Genomic DNA, 16806 nt, shown 5'->3' with positions numbered 1-16806 from the left:
AAGTTGGCGCACATCTTGCTAAAGAATATCTATACAAATGTTGAATTGCCCCACTTCGGTGATTTTTGCGCACAACAACAGCAATATTGCGCCTTTTTAATACAGGATTATTTGGTTAATGCCTTCAAACTCAACCATTGACTATCAACTGCTTGTGGATAATTTAGTCACAGCTATTTTATTGGTTGATCACAACCTCAATATCTATTATCTCAACTCTGCTTGTGAGGCACTGTTTGATCTCAGCTTATTGCGTGCCAAAGGACAACCCGTACTTAATATTTTACATCGCTCTAACGATCACTTTAAAACCCATGAAGCATTATTAAACACCTTAAATAAAGGTCAAAGCTATACACGGCGCGAAGCGATTCTCAGCGTAAACTTTAAAGATGTGCATGTGGATTATTCAGTTTCACAATTGCAATCCTCTATGCAACACCCTCCTTTGTTGTTAATTGAACTAACGCCGATTGATCGTATGCTTAAGATCGCAAAGGAAGAAAGCTTAACACAACAACATCAAGTTACTCGCCAGCTTATTCGAGGCGTTGCGCATGAAATCAAAAATCCGCTTGGAGGTATTCGTGGCGCCACACAGCTTCTTGCACGTAGCTTAGCTGACCCTCAATATAACGAATTTACAGATGTGATCATTAGTGAAGTAGATCGGCTAAGAAATTTGGCAGATACCATGCTCGGCTCTCGCCAACTTCCTAGTTATAGTGAAGTGAATTTGCATGAGCCTTTGGAACGTGTTCGTGCACTTATTGTCAACCAAACCAAAAACCGTATAAAAATCACACGCGACTATGACTTATCACTGCCTGAAATTAATGCAGACCGTGACCAATTAATTCAAGTCATGCTTAATATTAGTGTCAATGCTGTACAAGCAATGATGGAAAACAAAGCATTTTATCAAAACCACTCTCCTGCACTATGTTTACGCACACGTATTCAACGTCTTGTCACCATTAATGGTGTCTTACACAAATCTACAATTCGTATAGATATAGAGGATAACGGACCTGGTATTCCCGAAGAATTACTTGAAGCTATTTTCTACCCACTTGTTTCAGGCCGTGCCAATGGAACAGGACTTGGGTTGAGCATTGCGCAAAATATTATGCATCAACATAACGGGATGATCGCCTGCCAATCTACATCTGGAAAAACCACATTTAGTCTTTATTTACCTTGGGAGTCCAATCATGCTACAAAATAAAATTTGGATTATTGATGATGATCGGGCAATGCGCTGGGTCCTTGAAAAGACCTTTAAAGAAGAAGGCTTTGATGTCTCAAGCTTTGAGGAAGCTCAATCAGCCTTAGAACAATTACATCAGTCTACGCCAGATGTCATCTTAACTGATATTCGTATGCCGGGTATTGATGGACTTAGTTTCTTAACGAAAGTAAAAAACAGTCATCCAGATCTACCTGTCATTATTATGACAGCACATTCTGATTTAGAGTCAGCTGTATCTAGTTATCAAACAGGTGCCTTTGAATACCTCCCTAAACCTTTTGATATTGATGAAGCCCTTGCATTAGTCAACCGTGCCATCATGCACATCAATAAGCTACAACAACAAGAATCAGCTAAAGCGACGCCAATTCAAACCACAGAAATCATTGGCGAGTCTCCTGCCATGCAGGAAGTTTTTCGAGCCATTGGCCGTTTATCACAATCTCATATTACTGTACTCATTAATGGTGAATCAGGCACAGGCAAAGAATTGGTTGCTCATGCGCTGCATCGCCACTCACCGCGTAGTAATAAACCTTTTATTGCACTAAATATGGCCGCTATTCCCAAAGACTTAATCGAAACGGAGTTATTTGGTCATGAAAAAGGTGCTTTCACTGGTGCCAATACCCAACGTCAGGGTCGATTTGAACAAGCCAATGGCGGCACTCTGTTTTTAGATGAAATTGGCGATATGCCATTTGAAACTCAAACTCGTTTATTACGTGTACTTGCAGATGGTGAATTTTACCGTGTAGGTGGACATATACCTGTTCGTGTAGATGTACGTATTGTCGCTGCTACACATCAAGATCTAGAAAAACAGGTACAAGCTGGGCGCTTCCGAGAAGATCTTTATCATCGTCTTAATGTTATTCGCATTCACATTCCTAAACTGGTTAATCGTGCTGAAGACATTCCAATGCTGGCGCAACACTTTTTGGCCCGCGCTGGCAAAGAACTAGATGTAAGTCCGAAGATTTTGCGTCAAGAAACTCAAGATTACATGAAACAGTTGCCTTGGCCCGGCAATGTCCGCCAGCTTGAAAATACTTGTCGTTGGTTAACAGTCATGACAACAAGTCGTGAAGTTTATCCAGAAGACTTACCCAATGAACTCAAACAAATTCCTATTCCTCAAATATCAGTATCAACTGATACCACCACAACAGTTTTACCAGAACAGTGGGATCAACTCCTAGAGCAATGGGCAGAACAAAAACTCAAAAATGGTGAAATGAAATTACTTGAAGTTGCGATTCCAATGTTTGAGCGCACCTTAATTCAAGCTGCACTTGCACAAACCCGTGGACGCAAGCGCCATGCCGCCGAATTATTGGGTTGGGGACGTAATACACTTACACGTAAACTCAAAGAACTCGGTATGGACTCTGCTGATGATGAGGATGAAGAGGAATTAAAAATTTAAGCTTTAGACTTTGCATTGTCCAAAAAAATAGCTGCTTTAAAGCAGCTATTTTTATATTCACTGAATGATCTATAGTGAACTCAGCTATTCATTAGACCTCTAGCATCGTATTAATGGTCTCAACCATATTTTTTGACTTAAACTGAGTTTTCAATTGCTGTAATACACTGCGGACTTCCGTGCGCTTGGGTTCAGCTAACGTATACCAACGAGCTAAAAGTTGTAAAATACGTGAACCTACAATTGGATTTTTCTCATCAAGATATAAAGACAATTCAACGATATGCGCTACACCAAAGCTCCATGCATTTACTGGATTGGCATTTAAGCCCCCTGTAACAGCACGGAACCGGTTAGGTGTTCCTAGGTCATAGTCAGGATGAGTAGTTAAAGCAGTAATTTGCTCAGCAGTCACTTGTGGATGCGCTGCTTGTAACATAAACCATTGATCTAGTGATAAAGCTTCATCCTTATAACGTTGATAAAAATCTTGTAATGCAGCTTTAGCTTGAGGAGCATTATACCAATGCAAGATTTTTAACGCCCCTAAGCGCTCAGTCATATTGGCTGTGGTTTTATATTGTTGATCTGCCATAGCAAATACATCAGCATCACCTTGTCGTGCCAACAAACCCAGCATAATATTTTTCAGCGCACGAACACCCATTGCCTGTGAAAAATCAGTTTGTGTAGCAGGATTAAGTGATAGATAACAAGTTTTCACCCAAGTGGACAAAGCCTTAGCCAAAGAATTTAATAGTTGTTCGCGTTTCTCTCGGACTTGCTCTGGTTGATAATCTTGATCTATACGACTAGCCAAGTAGTTCTCACTTGGTACATCAAACAAGCGAGATGCCAACAATGGATCTCGTTCTACAATGGCTGGTAACGTATTCTTGATTGCATCCAAATAGATTTGCGCTGGGTGATCATCCAGTAAAATTCGTTCTAATAAAGTTTGAGTTGCTTGCCACTGGTTAAAACCATTACTCTCAAATTGCAATAGCTGAGCCAGTTCAGTATCTGAATAATCAAAGTCCAAGTTCACAGGTGCTGAGAAATTACGTAGTAAAGAAAGTACTGGCTTCTGTTTCAATCCACTAAATTCAATTGTTGCTTGCTCTTGATCAAACAAATAAACAGCGTCTTTCACTTGATTAGCCACTAATACATCGCAATTTAACACCAATTGCTCACCTGTTTGTGGGTCAAACATCGCTAATGCAACAGGAATTGGTAATGCTTGTAAATTTGGATACTTCGCATTGGCCTTTAAACTTTGCTTTAAGTGTAAACGATAGCTTTGCTTTTCTTCACTATACTCTGCTTGCACCTGTAATTTAGGTGTACCTGGCTGGTTATACCAAAGTAAAAAGGCAGATAAATCTACACCAGAGCCTGCAGTTAATGCCGCAATCCAATCTTCAACAGTAACAGCCTGACCATCATGACGGCGGAAATATTCGTCTGTACCACGGCGGAACTTTTCTTTACCCAACAAAGTTGCCATCATACGGTTAATTTCCGCACCTTTTTCATAGACTGTTGCTGTATAGAAATTATTAATTTCAATAAAATGGTCAGGGCGTGGTGGGTGTGATAGTGGGCCTGCATCTTCAGGAAATTGGTGTGCTTTTAATACTGCAACATCATCAATACGTTGCACTGCTGCAGACTGTAAATCTTCAGAGAAAGACTGGTCACGGAACACCGTCAAGCCTTCTTTTAAACAAAGTTGGAACCAATCACGACAAGTAATACGGTTTCCTGTCCAGTTATGGAAATATTCATGGGCAATGACTGACTGTACACGCATAATTGCTGCATCAGTAGTAAATTCCTCATCTGCCAACACACAAGAGGTATTAAAAATATTCAGGCCTTTATTTTCCATTGCCCCCATATTGAACTGACTAACAGCTACAATCATATAGTTATCTAAATCATAGGGACGACCATAATGCTCTTCGTCCCAACGCATTGAATGCTTTAATGCTTGCATTGCAATATGGCATTTTGGAATATCTTTAGATATTGCATAAATTTCTAATGCAACCTCACGACCTTCTGATGTGGTGTATTGGTCACGTAGTACATCCAGATCACCAATAACACAGGCAAATAAATAACTTGGTTTTTTAGTCGGATCTTGCCAAATTGCATAATGACGCTGTCCATCAACATCGCCCTTCTCAATCAAATTACCATTAGCAAGTAATACTGGATATTTTTTATCGGCTTCAACACGTGTTGTAAATGTAGAAAGTACATCTGGGCGATCTGGATAGAAGGTAATTTTACGGAAACCTTCAGGCTCATTTTGCGTAACAAATAAATCACCGCCAGCTTGATATAGACCCTCAAGCATCGTATTTGTTTCAGGATGAATGCGCACTTCTATTTCCAATAGTGCTTGTTCTGGTGCATTTAAGATCACTAACTGCTCTGAATCCAAACGATAGTCTACTGCAGTAAGCAATTGATCATTAAGGCGCACATTAAGTAGCTCAAGATCACGCCCCAATAAAACTAGATCCCCAGCAGCTTGACGCTGCATTTTTAAAACACTGTTCACTTGAGTGTGATCTGCATAGACTTGAATATCGAGTTCCACCGAATCCACAAGATAAGCTGGTTTTTGATAGTCTTTCAAATAAATCGTTTGATTTGCGTCCGTACTTGGGTTTGCTGCGATATTCATAAATTGCCCTCTTTGTTGAGCCAAATCGTCTTAACTTTATCTTTTATCAATTCACTAATCATATGCCAAGTCATCTACTTCGTTATAGTAATGATTCAATTGACATACCAATATAATGAGACCTTGAGTGTCATAGCCTCTATATCGGGTTAGGCTTACTGATTTTCAATTTAATCACGCTATAAATGTCTTTATTTTATGCAATAGTAACATTAAGCTCTACTCGACCAACATCTGCTGTACTCACTTAAACTAAGATGAAGTAACTTAAGACAAAACTCCATAGTACAGCTGTCTCACTGAGCTCAACACTCGCACCTAACAAATCGCCTGTAACCCCACCCACACGGCGAACAAAAACAGTACGTAAAATAAAAATTGTTAATAATAGTGCCATTACAGACACTAGCCCATGCCATGACCAATAGCTTGCAACAAGCAAACTCAACAAAGTGACCAAGCTCAACTTCAAGCACATTCCAAAAGAATAACGATGCGCAACAAGGGCCTGGGCAATACCTTGGGCACGTACATAAACCGTAGTGCTGAGTAAAATTAATGCTGCCAATCGTCCTAAAACTGGAAATAAAATCAATGCATTCATGAGCTCATGGTGTTGCAATAATACATAGAGTGCTGACCACTTCATCATGCCCTGTAACAACAGGCTCAACACACCAATTGGCCCACAAGAGGGATCTTTCATAATGGCTAAGGTCCGATCTTTATCACCATATCCACCGACCCAAGCATCAGCACTGTCTGCTAAACCATCTAAATGCAAACCGCCAGTTAGAACAACCCACAATACAAAAATTAAACTCACCAGCATAATATGAGGAAGTCCACTACATAAGAGTGCAACCCCATATAATACAGCACCAATCAAAGCACCGACCAACGGATAGTAAAGCAGTGATTGGCTTTGCTCAGTATCACTAGGCATCGCTTTTAAATGGACAGGAATAATCGTCAGAAACTGAAGTGCTATAAGAAATGGGGTCATACACCCTCCTTTTATTCGGGAGTTGCTCGCACATTAGCCTCAACAGAACGAATGCAAAGTTGTTGTGACCGTGAAAATGTCAGTTCAAAACGATAGAGCTGTCCAAGTTCAGCAGACTGAGTAAGAATCAAATCTAAATCTTGTTGTAAAGCTAAACATTTTAGTAACTTAATCACTCCACCATGACTCACTAATAAAACATGTGTTAATTGCAATGTCTGCATTTGCACTAACATCTGTTCTAATCCACTCCACACCCGTTGTTGAAATACCTCTAATGATTCAGCAGAAGGTGGAGTGAATTGTGTTGGATGTTGCCAAAATTCGGCCAATTGCTCTGGATATTGTTGATAGAGCAGTGCTGTCGTTTGCCCTTCCCAATCACCAAAATGCATTTCTTGAAATTTTGCACTCTTATAGAGATCCAAGTTCAAACGCTCAGATAAATCAGAGGCAAAGCGCTCACAGCGTTGTAATGGAGAAGTCCAAATTGCCTGCCAAGGTACAAGTGTCGAATTAAATTGATTGCTATATACATCAACAACATTAGCAACCTCTTGCTGCATTTGCTGCCAACCTTGTGGTGTTAGAGCATCGTTCAGCGAACCGCGTAAGCAGGCAGACAACTCACTTTCACCATGCCTTAATACATCAATACGTAGCATTCGGCCTTAACCTTTAAGTTTGTCGCCAATAACTGCAGCTTCAGCAAAGGTTGCCATTTCATTATGTAAACGACAAGCCAAATGAATCAATCCCAAAGCCGCACCTGCTCCACTTCCTTCACCCAAACGCATATTGAGTTTCAATAATGGATTAGCCTTTAACTTTTCTAATAATAAAACATGACCACGCTCAGCCGACTGATGACCAAATAACATCCAATCACGTACCTGAGGATTAATCTGACAAGCAACCAAGGCAGCAGCAGTACTGATAAAGCCATCAACTAAAATTGGCAATCCTATCTGAGCACAACGAATATAAGCCCCAACCATTGCAGCAATTTCAAAGCCACCAACAGCACATAAAATATCAATACCTTGGTCTTTTAATTTAGGCGAATGTAAGGCAATTGCACGCTCAATCACTTGAACTTTGTGTTGCAACTGAGCTTCATTCAAACCTGTTCCAACACCTGTTAGCGTCTTAGCTTCCATATCAAGGATTAGACATGCCAACGTTGAAGCTGAACATGTATTTCCAATTCCCATTTCTCCAGCAATGTAAATAGATGCTTTTTCAGCATAAGCCGTTTCTACATTGCTTTTTCCTATTTCTAATGCAGCCAAACACTGTTCAAGTGTCATTGCTGAAGTTTCAACAAAATTAGCAGTTCCTGCCGATACAGGCACCTGTAACACGCCATCAACATGATAGGGTTCACCCACTGTACCGCAGTCAATGACATCGAGCTGAGCATCATATTCACGAGCAATTACACTAATACAAGCTCCACCTGTCATAAAGTTATGTAACATTTGTCTAGTCACAATCTGAGGATAAGCAGAAATTTTCTCTGCCATAACACCATGATCTGCAGCATAAATACAAATCCATGGTCGGTCTAATTGTGGGTGCGATGTGTTTTGTAATGCAGCCAAATGAATTGCAACTTGCTCCAATTCAGCAAGTGAACCTGTTGGCTTGGTTAATTGTGATTGACGCTGCTCAGCCAACTCTCGACTATGCTGACTCGGTTGCTGACAAGCCTGTTGATACCATTGCACTGTTCACTCTCCTTTTAATTGCATTGGTAAACCAGCAACACAAAAAGTTACTGTATCTGCCAACTGCACAATTTGCTGATGTAGACGCCCAGATTCATCTACAAACTGACGACTTAACTGCCCCATTGGTACCACGCCCAATCCTGTTTCATTACTGACTAAAATTACATGTGACTTAAGTTTTGGTAAAACAGCGAGTAATTTTTCACACTGTAGACCTTGTGTGTTTGAGTTGACATCAAGCAAGAGATTACTCATCCATAAAGTTAAGCAATCAACTAAAATCACTTGACCTTCACAATCTATTTTAAGTAATTCATCCGCCAAATAAAGTGGGGACTCAACTAAACTCCAGTCTGCTGGACGCTGTTGTTGATGATGCAAAATACGCTGCTGCATTTCTGCATCTAATGCCTGTGCTGTAGCCACATAGATGACGGGTAGATTCTGCGCAAGTGCAATTTGTTCAGCGTATCGACTTTTTCCTGAACGTGCACCACCTAAAATAAATTGCAACATGATTAATCCAATTGAAGTGTGTGTTCCGCATATAACGGACCTTGCAAGCATTGCGCCTGATAATAACCAAAATGTAACTGTTTAAATGTTAAAACAAACGATCGTTGCTCTAGTGCATCTATAGCTGCCTGAATTTGAGCATAAGAATAGCTATTATTATAAATACCCAAGCTAAGATGTGGCACATAATACTGTGCTCTAATTTCCTGCGCGTACAATCCCATTTGTTGGCGTAATTGTTGCAAAATCTGTTTTGAATCTTCAATTTCAACAAATAAAGATGAACGAAAACTACGTACATTAGCTGTATTTAAAACAATAGGTGATAAATTCAGTTGTGCAATTTTTTTGCGCTGTTGAATAAACTGCTCATGACTAAAATCATCGTTATAGACTTGTTGTTGTCCTAAAAATCCACAAACAAAAATAGTAATATGATATTGCCGCTGCATAGGTTGAATAATAAAGTCAGAAAAATGTTGACTCAGTTGTTGGCAATAATCGATACAGTCTTGCTGTTCTAGCTGCAAATACCACAAAGCATATTTTTTTCGGTTTAAATGCCATTCTGGATAATCAGACTGTGTAGTTGCGAGTGTAGTTTGTTGTGCTGTTAAAAACACCGAAGACATTTTTTGATGCCACGTATAGAAAAGTAACCTTGCTAAGTATCACACAAAAAGAACAACAACACTGATCTTGATGCTGTTGTTCATTTATTTTTTTAAAATTCAGCTAAATCTTTTAATTTAAGGCAATAACTTTAACCACAATCGCTTGAGACTCTTCGAACTCATCGAAAATCTGTTTACGTTGTAATTCTTTCGACTTCACTTGGAAATCATGTTGCTGATAACGAATCACCCGAGGAATACGATCAAAATAATCAGCATCACAATCAAGTTCTTCTTCAAATAGCGAAGTGCCTAATTGATAATCCTTACTTTTCAAAACAATATACTTCACTGTGGTTTTCATCGGATACCCCTTTTTTTATCACGCTTTATTTTCAGTTATAACAGGTTTTATCTGACAGTCCAGCTTTTAACATTCCGATGCGCATTATTTCAACATTCCTTGTTTTTAAGAACATTTAACCATATGACAATACAGTGAAATACAAATACTTTTTTACAATATATTATCCTAGCCCAAGTCTATTTAACTAAGCCCTAGGTTAGAATTGGCTTTTTTATTGTCTGACTATAAATAATTATGTATGTGGTCATCATTATATCGGTGTTTTTCATTAGCTTGCTCTATGCTCACTTTCGAGGCAAAGAGCGATTAAAATTCTCTCGTCAATTTTTTGATCATTCGACTTTTCTTGGTCCGATCAATATGTTTATGACAGGATTTTCACGCTTACCCCCAGACCCTTTTTTTGATCCAAAACAGTTTCCAGAATTGGAAGTTCTACAACAAAACTGGAAAGTTATTCGTGATGAAGCTTTACAGCTTCAAGATCAAATCAAAGCAGCTGAAAGTAATAATGATGCAGGCTTTAACACCTTCTTTAAACGAGGTTGGAAACGCTTTTACCTAAAATGGTATCAAGATACTCATCCATCAGCTCGACAACTTTGCCCACAAACTGTTGCCTTGCTTGAAAAGATTCCAAGTGTAAAAGCAGCAATGTTTGCCGAACTACCTTCAGGCAGTTATCTTGGTAAACACCGTGATCCATATGCTGGTTCTATCCGCTACCATTTAGGTTTAAGTACCCCTAACGATGATCAGTGCTTTATTGAGGTTGATCAACAACGTTATTCTTGGCGTGATGGCGAAGCAACTCTTTTTGACGAAACTTATGTTCATTGGGCTCAAAATAATACTGACCAAACGCGTATTATCTTGTTCTGTGATATTGAAAGACCAATGAAATGGAAATGGGCACAATCCTTTAATTACTGGTTTGGTCGTAATGTGATGTCTGGTGCCAGCTCTCCAAATGATGCAACAGATAAAACTGGTGCTATTAATAAAGTCTTTAAATATGGCTATGCAGTACATGCTAAAGGCCGTGAAATCAAGGCCCGCAACAAACCGCTATACTATATTTACAAATGGATATTATTTGCAATTTTGATCTGTGTGCTTATGATTCCAGCCATCCTCTAATCAGGACGCGATGAGATATTCCAACTTATAGAGATAATAAGTAATAATCTCTCATAAATACTCCACCCTATTATTTCTTTAAGGGGTGGAGTATTTTAAGTTAAATCCATTTATACTTGTAAAAAACAATCCTAAAACATAGGTAAAATATGAAAATCCAACTTGCCCTGACTTCAACACTTGCTCTTCTACTCTCTGCTTGTGCAGGTTCTTATCCTGAACGTGTTGTAACTAAAGGACCTCTTATCTGTGCTGCTAACGAAGTTTGTCCAGAAATTGCAATGCGTTGGAATGATGAACAACGTAATGGGTTTAAAATTACTGCTGAAATTAATAATCCAGAGCAGTACGATATTAAAAAATTCAATTTCGTTATTGATGGCCAACCTTATGAATATTCAACTATTCAAGCAACAAAATATCGTACAGAAGCCCAAAATAAAATTTCAAGCAATTCAATCATTGTCCCAGTAAGTTTTCTCAATTCGTTTCACAATGCAAAAGAAATTGACCTAAAACTTAGTACAGACAAAGGGGAAATTGTTCGCCCAGTACTTACTGCTGATGGTCATAAATCATCTGCTTACCTGACTTTTATTAAAGGTTATGTTGGTCAAGTCATTACTGAATAATACGACTGCATGGTAAGTGTGTTACTAAGTAAAACACCAAAAACAAAAAGGCCTCATCAATGCGTATTGATGAGGCCTTTTTATTAAATCATGACTAGATTGTATTTAAAGCCAATTCAACGCTTTATTCAGGTGTGCCGTATTGCTGTTCTAAGTACTTCACAATTTCAGCTGACTCAAATAAAGCCACATTGGTATTGGGGTCAACCAAATAAGGAACTTGAATATCTTGTGTTGGTCTTCCCATCAATTCAATGATTTTTGCTCGTTTACCGGCCTTAATGGCGTGATAAGGGCCTGGCTTTAAACGGAAGCTAGCGAGCCCCATATCTTGCCAACGTTCTTTTGCTACGTTGTTGAATACAAAAGGCAATTCAAGCTCAGTTAACAACGCACGTACAATCCGTGTAAAAGGGCTCGATTCAAATCCCCACAATTGTAATAATTCAGCTGGTGCTTCACGTTGTTTAATCGCTTTATTTACCCACACCCCTCTTGCACCATTAATCAATGTACCAGCAAATGCAACAAACGGAAGTTTAGGATAATACCGATACGTACTTGGTGTCTTACCTGTAGCACTATAGTGTTTAAATAGGTGTTGTATAATTTGTTGTGACTCATACAGTTGATCGCCTGTATTTTCATCAACAAAGAATGGAAACTGCATTTTTCCACCCAGTTTTTTCACCACACTGCGATATTTCTCCCCTCCTTTTGGGCAGGGATAAACTTCATAATCGAGGTTCAATAGCGTCATCACTTCACGTACACGTCGACAAAATGGTGAACCTTCAAATTCGTAAAGTTTAAGTGCCCGATTAGGTTGCATCGGAAATGCTGTACCAGACATTCCACGACTACCTTCAGTCAATGATGAAAGTATTGCTTGTGTTACTTTAATATGATGATTCACCATGCTATTACCTTAATTTAAATTATTATTAGTTTTTTGGCTGTGCCATAAAAAACCTATTAACAATCGATAAGTTTTTCCTGAGCAACCACAATGCCGTTATTATCTGCATATAGATACTCACCATTGTGAAAAGCCACCCCACCAAAATACAAACTTATTCCAACTTCGCCTATGCCCTGACGATGGCTTTTACGTGGTATTGCAGCCAATGCATGTACGCCTAGATTCAGTTCTGCAATTGCATCTACATCTCGAACACAGCCATAGATTACAACACCATTCCAATTATTTTTTACTGCCGACTCAGCAATCATATCGCCCATTAAGGCACAGCGCATTGAAGCTCCACCATCCACGACTAAAACTTTACCTGTACCATCTGTAGCAAGTAGCTCTTTAACGCGTGAATTATCTTCAAAGCATTTCACAGTAACGATTTGTCCTGCAAAACTTTTACGTGCTCCAAAACTTTGAAAAAACTTACCATCCAAAGAAGGAGTTAATACTTGTATATCTAGATTTGGATGATCATCTAATAAGTCACAAGTGACGAAAGTCGCTGTTTGCATGTTATTTATCCTTGAAAAGTTTTTTGCACAGCTAAGTTATCATAAATCAAGAAATTTTCTATTTGCCTTTCGGCTGCCCCAATCAATATCTGAGCCACCTGATTTGCCGTTACTGGGCGAAAAGCAAATTGTTGTGGCAATACCTTCGTTAGATGAGTAAATAATCGTTGTGCACCTTGTTCAAGTAATCGCTGTTCCTTACGCTCACCGAGCAATAAAGAAGGTCGAATAATAGAAACTTTTGCCAGCCCCAGTTGCTGCACCTCGTTTTCTAACTCACCTTTTACTCGGTTATAAAAAAATAATGAATCAGCCTTTGCTGCTAGTGCACTTACAAGCAAATAATGTACTTCTGTACCTACAAATAAGCGTGCAAAGTGTGCATTTAAATTAAAATCAACCTGAAAAAATGCAGCCTTAGATCCCGCCTTTTTCATCGTTGTCCCAAGACAACTAAAAGCATGGCTACACATAACAACCTGTTCTGCGCTTAACTTTGTCAAATCTTCACACACAATCTGTTTCACTTTGTTGTATTGTTCAAATTCTGGCTCATATTTACGAACTATAGCGGTAATTTTCTGACAATGGTTAAGCTGATTCAGCATTGTAATCAACTGCTTACCCACCAGCCCTGTAGCACCAATAACAACAGCATGTTGAATAATGTTTGACATTTTTTATACATCCTTCTGTAAAATCTAACCAAAAACATAGGGTTCACTGATTTATTTCTATCATTAAAACCAAGTCAAAGCACATCAAGACTTGACTTCGATGCATTGTTTAATCAAAATATGGCACTTGTTTACGGGCTGGTGACAATTCTTCTGAAATTGGCTTCAGTTGCAATTTCAGCCCGCCCAGACCAATCTATTTCAAGGAGTGCACGAGTGGCAAACTCTGCTCAAGCTAAAAAACGTGCTCGTCAAAACGTTAAAGCACGCAAACACAACGCAAGCTTACGTTCTATGGTTCGTACTTATATCAAACGTACTATCGCTGCAATCACTACTGGTGATTATGCTGTCGCTACTGACGCTTACAAAAAAGCAGTTCCAGTAATCGACCGTATGGCTGATAAAGGTATCATCCATAAAAACAAAGCTGCTCGTCATAAGAGCCGTTTAAATGCACAAGTTAAAGCTTTAGCTTCTAACTAAGTCGCATTAAAAAACAAAAGCCCTTATGGGCTTTTTGTTTTTTTAACCACAAAAACTAATCTCATTATAAATTACAATAAAAACTTAACTTACATTAAAGATCATATCCCACGTATACATAACATATGAGTCGTATCTAACAAAGACTATGTGGTTTGTTGCTTTAGCTCTTCAATGCATCGTGTATGCTTTTCACCTCGCCATATCCAATGGATACAACTTGTTGCAAAATCATTCCCCTCAAACCAAACAAAAAGACCTTCCATCATTTCTGGCCAATCCTGTACCGAAATATGCTGTCGCTGTGAAATAACAGCCAATAGAGCTGCAATAATCGTATCATGACTCACAGCAAGGCTTAGACCAGCCTTTTGTTCTGGATGACTGTGATAAATCAATTCAAGGACATCCAATACACCATATACTGGATGCTTCATACCTGGTAGTCGTTGATTAATAAAGCTATTAATAAATCCTAAAGCACCTTGACGACGAAAATATGGTGCAGCCTGCTGAATATCCACCACAAAGCTACCAGGCTCAACCAATAAACCCTGAGAAACCACATCAATAGTATTTAAGCAATCTTGCCCCACTTCTTCAGCCCCTTGAATCATGAGTGTTGCTGTATCTCGACAACGCTGAATTGGGCTAGAAATACAATACTGTAACTCACGCTGACTATGTTCAACTAAATGAGCCCCCCATGACTGCGCTAACTCTCGACCTTGCGCAGTTAACTGTAAATCATAACCCGCCACCCCCTGCCCAGAAGCCATCTCACGAAGAGAATGTCGTGTAAACAAAGTCACAGGCGTGCTCAATTCTGGTAATAAGTCCATGCCATCAAACATCGACTGGGGTAACAAGTTCAGCAAGACATTTCCTTAATTTCTAAATCCTCTCAAGCACTTTGACATACTCAACCCACTTTAACAATCAATCAACAATATAATCCCCAAACTGTATTGTCAAAATGTGCGTTACAGTCCATAGATAGACACTGGACAACAGCTTTACAAAATAATTCATTGATTTCATATGTTTTTCACATAAAAAAAGACATACTATTTTTATGGTTTTAAACATTAGTCAATAACAAGTGATAATTTAGAGGCTTAAGATGCAAAATATAAAAGTTAAAAACTATGATGCACAAAATGCACATCTTTGGATTATTGGTGGTGGTATCGCTGGTATGGCGGCAGCGGCTTTTGCAATTCGTGATGCGAAAGTTCCTCCCGAGAATATCCATATCCTAGAAGAATTAAACCTTACTGGTGGCGCAATGGATGGCGCACATAGTCCGAATGCAAAACATGCGTGGGTAACCCGTGGTGGCCGCATGCTCACAGATGAAACCTATTTATGTTTATGGGACTTATTTTCCAGCATTCCCTCTCTTGAAAATCCAGATATCTCTGTACGCGAAGAATGTCTGCAGTTTAATCAACATATTAAGACCCATGCACAAGCTCGTCTCATCGATGCTGACCATCAAATTTTAGATGCTGAAAAACTTGGATTCAATACCCTACACCGTGCTCAAATACTTCGCCTGCTCACCAGTAAAGAAGATAAAATTGGTAGTCGTCGCATTGATGAGTACTTTGACCACAGCTTCTTTCAAACGAATTTTTGGCGCATGTGGCGTACAACTTTTGCATTCCAACAATGGCATAGTGCGATTGAACTCCGCCGTTATTTTTTACGCTTTATGCAAGAACTACCAAGAATCCATACACTTGCTGGTATCAAACGCACAAAGTACAACCAATATGACTCTATGATCGTGCCATTACAACGCTGGCTTACCCAGCAAGGTGTAGATGTACGCTTTGCACACTATGTCAGTGATGCAGACTTCGAAACCAATCCCGACACTCAAGAACGTCGTGCAACACGACTACATGTTCATCATTCTGGTGCGATTGAACAAATTGAACTCGGTGCACAGGATATTGCTCTATTTACACTAGGCTCAATTACGGCTGATTCACGTTATGCGGGAAATAATGATGTACCCGCTCTTATTCGTGATCGCCTTGATCATGGTTGGACACTTTGGCAAACACTCGCAGACAAGGCTACAGACTTTGGTCGCCCAATGAGTTTTTATGGCAATATTGACGAACATAAGTGGGAATCTTTCACTTTAACCATGTCGGATGACGTTTTATTAAATCGTATCATTGAATATACAGGTAACCAGCCAGGTACAGGCGCACTAATGACTTGGTATCAATCGGCTTGGCATCTTTCCATTGTTGTTCCAGCCCAGCCACACTTTGCCGATTTACCCAAAAATACTTATACGCTTTGGGGTTATGGTTTTCAAATTGATCAAATTGGTGATTACATTAAAAAGCCGATGTCTGAAGCAACGGGTACAGAAATACTCACAGAATTGGTTAAACAGCTTGGTTTTGATGACATCTTGACACATGTATTGTCAACCACTCAGGTCACAACAGCTATGATGCCTTATGCATCTGCCCTATTTGCTTGTCGTAAGCCTGGTGATCGACCACAAGTTGTTCCTAAGAACTCAGGAAATTTCGCCTTTTTAGGGCAGTTTGTTGAATTAAAAGATGATGTTGTTTTTACTGTTGAATATTCTGTACGTGGAGCAATGACTGCAATTTATCATTTTTTTGAAGTAGATCATGAAATCCCTGATATCTATAATGGCTTATTTGATCCTAAAGTAGGATTAAAAGCATTAGAAACGGTATTCCACTAAACATAACCCGTTCGGCGGCGTA

At 39.2% G+C, this 16806-nt stretch carries 17 protein-coding genes; 6 read left to right on the top strand and 11 right to left on the bottom strand.

The features are described from left to right. Positions 1-118: 118 nt before the first annotated feature. A complete protein-coding gene (glnL, locus tag RFH42_RS10180) occupies positions 119-1228 on the top strand; it encodes a nitrogen regulation protein NR(II) (RefSeq protein ID WP_308975483.1) in 1110 nt (369 codons plus the stop codon). Next, on the top strand, positions 1215-2681 hold the full coding sequence (gene glnG / locus RFH42_RS10175) for a nitrogen regulation protein NR(I) (protein WP_308975482.1): 1467 nt from the start codon (positions 1215-1217) through the stop codon (positions 2679-2681). Before glnL ends, glnG begins: the two co-directional genes overlap by 14 nt. A gap of 91 nt (positions 2682-2772) precedes the next feature. Here the strand turns inward: glnG and pepN are convergent, their stop codons facing one another. The 7 genes from pepN to RFH42_RS10140 form a co-directional block, all read right to left on the bottom strand. Then, positions 2773-5382: an aminopeptidase N gene (pepN, locus tag RFH42_RS10170; protein WP_308975481.1), complete on the bottom strand. Its 2610-nt coding sequence runs from the start codon at positions 5380-5382 to the stop codon at positions 2773-2775. 247 nt (positions 5383-5629) lie between these two features. Then, entirely contained in the window at positions 5630-6388 is a 759-nt protein-coding gene (locus tag RFH42_RS10165; RefSeq protein ID WP_308975480.1) for an adenosylcobinamide-GDP ribazoletransferase, read from the bottom strand. Between the two features lie 11 nt (positions 6389-6399). Continuing rightward, entirely contained in the window at positions 6400-7053 is a 654-nt protein-coding gene (locus RFH42_RS10160) for a histidine phosphatase family protein (protein ID WP_308975479.1), read from the bottom strand. Between the two features lie 6 nt (positions 7054-7059). Next, positions 7060-8118, bottom strand: coding sequence for a nicotinate-nucleotide--dimethylbenzimidazole phosphoribosyltransferase (cobT, locus tag RFH42_RS10155; protein WP_308975478.1), 1059 nt, complete (start codon positions 8116-8118; stop codon positions 7060-7062). Between the two features lie 3 nt (positions 8119-8121). Next, complete coding sequence (gene cobU, locus RFH42_RS10150) at positions 8122-8637, bottom strand: bifunctional adenosylcobinamide kinase/adenosylcobinamide-phosphate guanylyltransferase (protein ID WP_308975477.1); 516 nt, start codon at positions 8635-8637, stop codon at positions 8122-8124. Between the two features lie 2 nt (positions 8638-8639). Beyond that, entirely contained in the window at positions 8640-9269 is a 630-nt protein-coding gene (locus RFH42_RS10145; protein ID WP_308975476.1) for a 2'-5' RNA ligase family protein, read from the bottom strand. 112 nt (positions 9270-9381) lie between these two features. After that, positions 9382-9615, bottom strand: coding sequence for a hypothetical protein (locus tag RFH42_RS10140; protein WP_308975475.1), 234 nt, complete (start codon positions 9613-9615; stop codon positions 9382-9384). Between the two features lie 237 nt (positions 9616-9852). Between RFH42_RS10140 and lpxO the strand changes: the two genes are divergently transcribed. Both lpxO and RFH42_RS10130 read left to right on the top strand, forming a co-directional pair. Further along, complete coding sequence (gene lpxO / locus RFH42_RS10135; RefSeq protein WP_308975474.1) at positions 9853-10758, top strand: lipid A hydroxylase LpxO; 906 nt, start codon at positions 9853-9855, stop codon at positions 10756-10758. A 149-nt stretch (positions 10759-10907) separates the two neighbouring features. After that, positions 10908-11390, top strand: coding sequence for a hypothetical protein (locus tag RFH42_RS10130; RefSeq protein WP_308975473.1), 483 nt, complete (start codon positions 10908-10910; stop codon positions 11388-11390). A gap of 124 nt (positions 11391-11514) precedes the next feature. Here the strand turns inward: RFH42_RS10130 and RFH42_RS10125 are convergent, their stop codons facing one another. From RFH42_RS10125 to RFH42_RS10115, 3 genes are read right to left on the bottom strand one after another with little or no spacing between them, the layout of a single operon-like run. Beyond that, entirely contained in the window at positions 11515-12309 is a 795-nt protein-coding gene (locus RFH42_RS10125; protein ID WP_308975472.1) for a glutathione S-transferase N-terminal domain-containing protein, read from the bottom strand. Positions 12310-12365: 56 nt separating this feature from the next. Next, positions 12366-12878 carry a ribonuclease E activity regulator RraA gene (gene rraA / locus RFH42_RS10120; RefSeq protein WP_308975471.1) on the bottom strand — a complete coding sequence of 171 codons (513 nt, stop codon included), beginning with the start codon at positions 12876-12878 and terminating at the stop codon, positions 12366-12368. Between the two features lie 5 nt (positions 12879-12883). Further along, entirely contained in the window at positions 12884-13555 is a 672-nt protein-coding gene (locus RFH42_RS10115; protein WP_308975470.1) for a nucleoside-diphosphate sugar epimerase, read from the bottom strand. A gap of 216 nt (positions 13556-13771) precedes the next feature. Between RFH42_RS10115 and rpsT the strand changes: the two genes are divergently transcribed. Then, the gene (gene rpsT, locus RFH42_RS10110) at positions 13772-14041 is read left to right on the top strand and encodes a 30S ribosomal protein S20 (protein ID WP_308975469.1); all 270 of its coding nucleotides are present in this window, start codon (positions 13772-13774) and stop codon (positions 14039-14041) included. 146 nt (positions 14042-14187) lie between these two features. On the opposite strand, the gene RFH42_RS10105 is transcribed toward rpsT, so the two are convergent. Next, positions 14188-14895 carry a histidine phosphatase family protein gene (locus tag RFH42_RS10105; protein WP_308975559.1) on the bottom strand — a complete coding sequence of 236 codons (708 nt, stop codon included), beginning with the start codon at positions 14893-14895 and terminating at the stop codon, positions 14188-14190. Between the two features lie 269 nt (positions 14896-15164). Here RFH42_RS10105 and RFH42_RS10100 point away from each other — a divergent pair, with 269 nt between their 5' ends. Beyond that, positions 15165-16784 carry an oleate hydratase gene (locus RFH42_RS10100; RefSeq protein ID WP_308975468.1) on the top strand — a complete coding sequence of 540 codons (1620 nt, stop codon included), beginning with the start codon at positions 15165-15167 and terminating at the stop codon, positions 16782-16784. Positions 16785-16806: the final 22 nt, after the last annotated feature.

Origin of the sequence: Acinetobacter rudis (assembly GCF_031157835.1) — a bacterium.
Classification (GTDB): Bacteria; Pseudomonadota; Gammaproteobacteria; order Pseudomonadales; family Moraxellaceae; genus Acinetobacter; species Acinetobacter rudis_A.
The sequence above is the reverse complement of the archived record's forward strand: the minus strand, read 5'-3'. Positions and strand labels throughout refer to the sequence as shown.

Excerpts from the sequence above, each read along its gene's own strand:
- glnL (WP_308975483.1), top strand. The coding sequence starts at position 119 with ATGCCTTCAAACTCAACCATTGACTATCAACTGCTTGTGGATAATTTA.
- glnG (WP_308975482.1), top strand. The coding sequence starts at position 1,215 with ATGCTACAAAATAAAATTTGGATTATTGATGATGATCGGGCAATGCGC.
- pepN (WP_308975481.1), bottom strand. The coding sequence starts at position 5,382 with ATGAATATCGCAGCAAACCCAAGTACGGACGCAAATCAAACGATTTAT.
- RFH42_RS10165 (WP_308975480.1), bottom strand. The coding sequence starts at position 6,388 with ATGACCCCATTTCTTATAGCACTTCAGTTTCTGACGATTATTCCTGTC.
- RFH42_RS10160 (WP_308975479.1), bottom strand. The coding sequence starts at position 7,053 with ATGCTACGTATTGATGTATTAAGGCATGGTGAAAGTGAGTTGTCTGCC.
- cobU (WP_308975477.1), bottom strand. The coding sequence starts at position 8,637 with ATGTTGCAATTTATTTTAGGTGGTGCACGTTCAGGAAAAAGTCGATAC.
- RFH42_RS10145 (WP_308975476.1), bottom strand. The coding sequence starts at position 9,269 with ATGTCTTCGGTGTTTTTAACAGCACAACAAACTACACTCGCAACTACA.
- RFH42_RS10140 (WP_308975475.1), bottom strand. The coding sequence starts at position 9,615 with ATGAAAACCACAGTGAAGTATATTGTTTTGAAAAGTAAGGATTATCAA.
- lpxO (WP_308975474.1), top strand. The coding sequence starts at position 9,853 with ATGTATGTGGTCATCATTATATCGGTGTTTTTCATTAGCTTGCTCTAT.
- RFH42_RS10130 (WP_308975473.1), top strand. The coding sequence starts at position 10,908 with ATGAAAATCCAACTTGCCCTGACTTCAACACTTGCTCTTCTACTCTCT.
- RFH42_RS10125 (WP_308975472.1), bottom strand. The coding sequence starts at position 12,309 with ATGGTGAATCATCATATTAAAGTAACACAAGCAATACTTTCATCATTG.
- rraA (WP_308975471.1), bottom strand. The coding sequence starts at position 12,878 with ATGCAAACAGCGACTTTCGTCACTTGTGACTTATTAGATGATCATCCA.
- RFH42_RS10115 (WP_308975470.1), bottom strand. The coding sequence starts at position 13,555 with ATGTCAAACATTATTCAACATGCTGTTGTTATTGGTGCTACAGGGCTG.
- RFH42_RS10105 (WP_308975559.1), bottom strand. The coding sequence starts at position 14,895 with ATGTTTGATGGCATGGACTTATTACCAGAATTGAGCACGCCTGTGACT.
- RFH42_RS10100 (WP_308975468.1), top strand. The coding sequence starts at position 15,165 with ATGCAAAATATAAAAGTTAAAAACTATGATGCACAAAATGCACATCTT.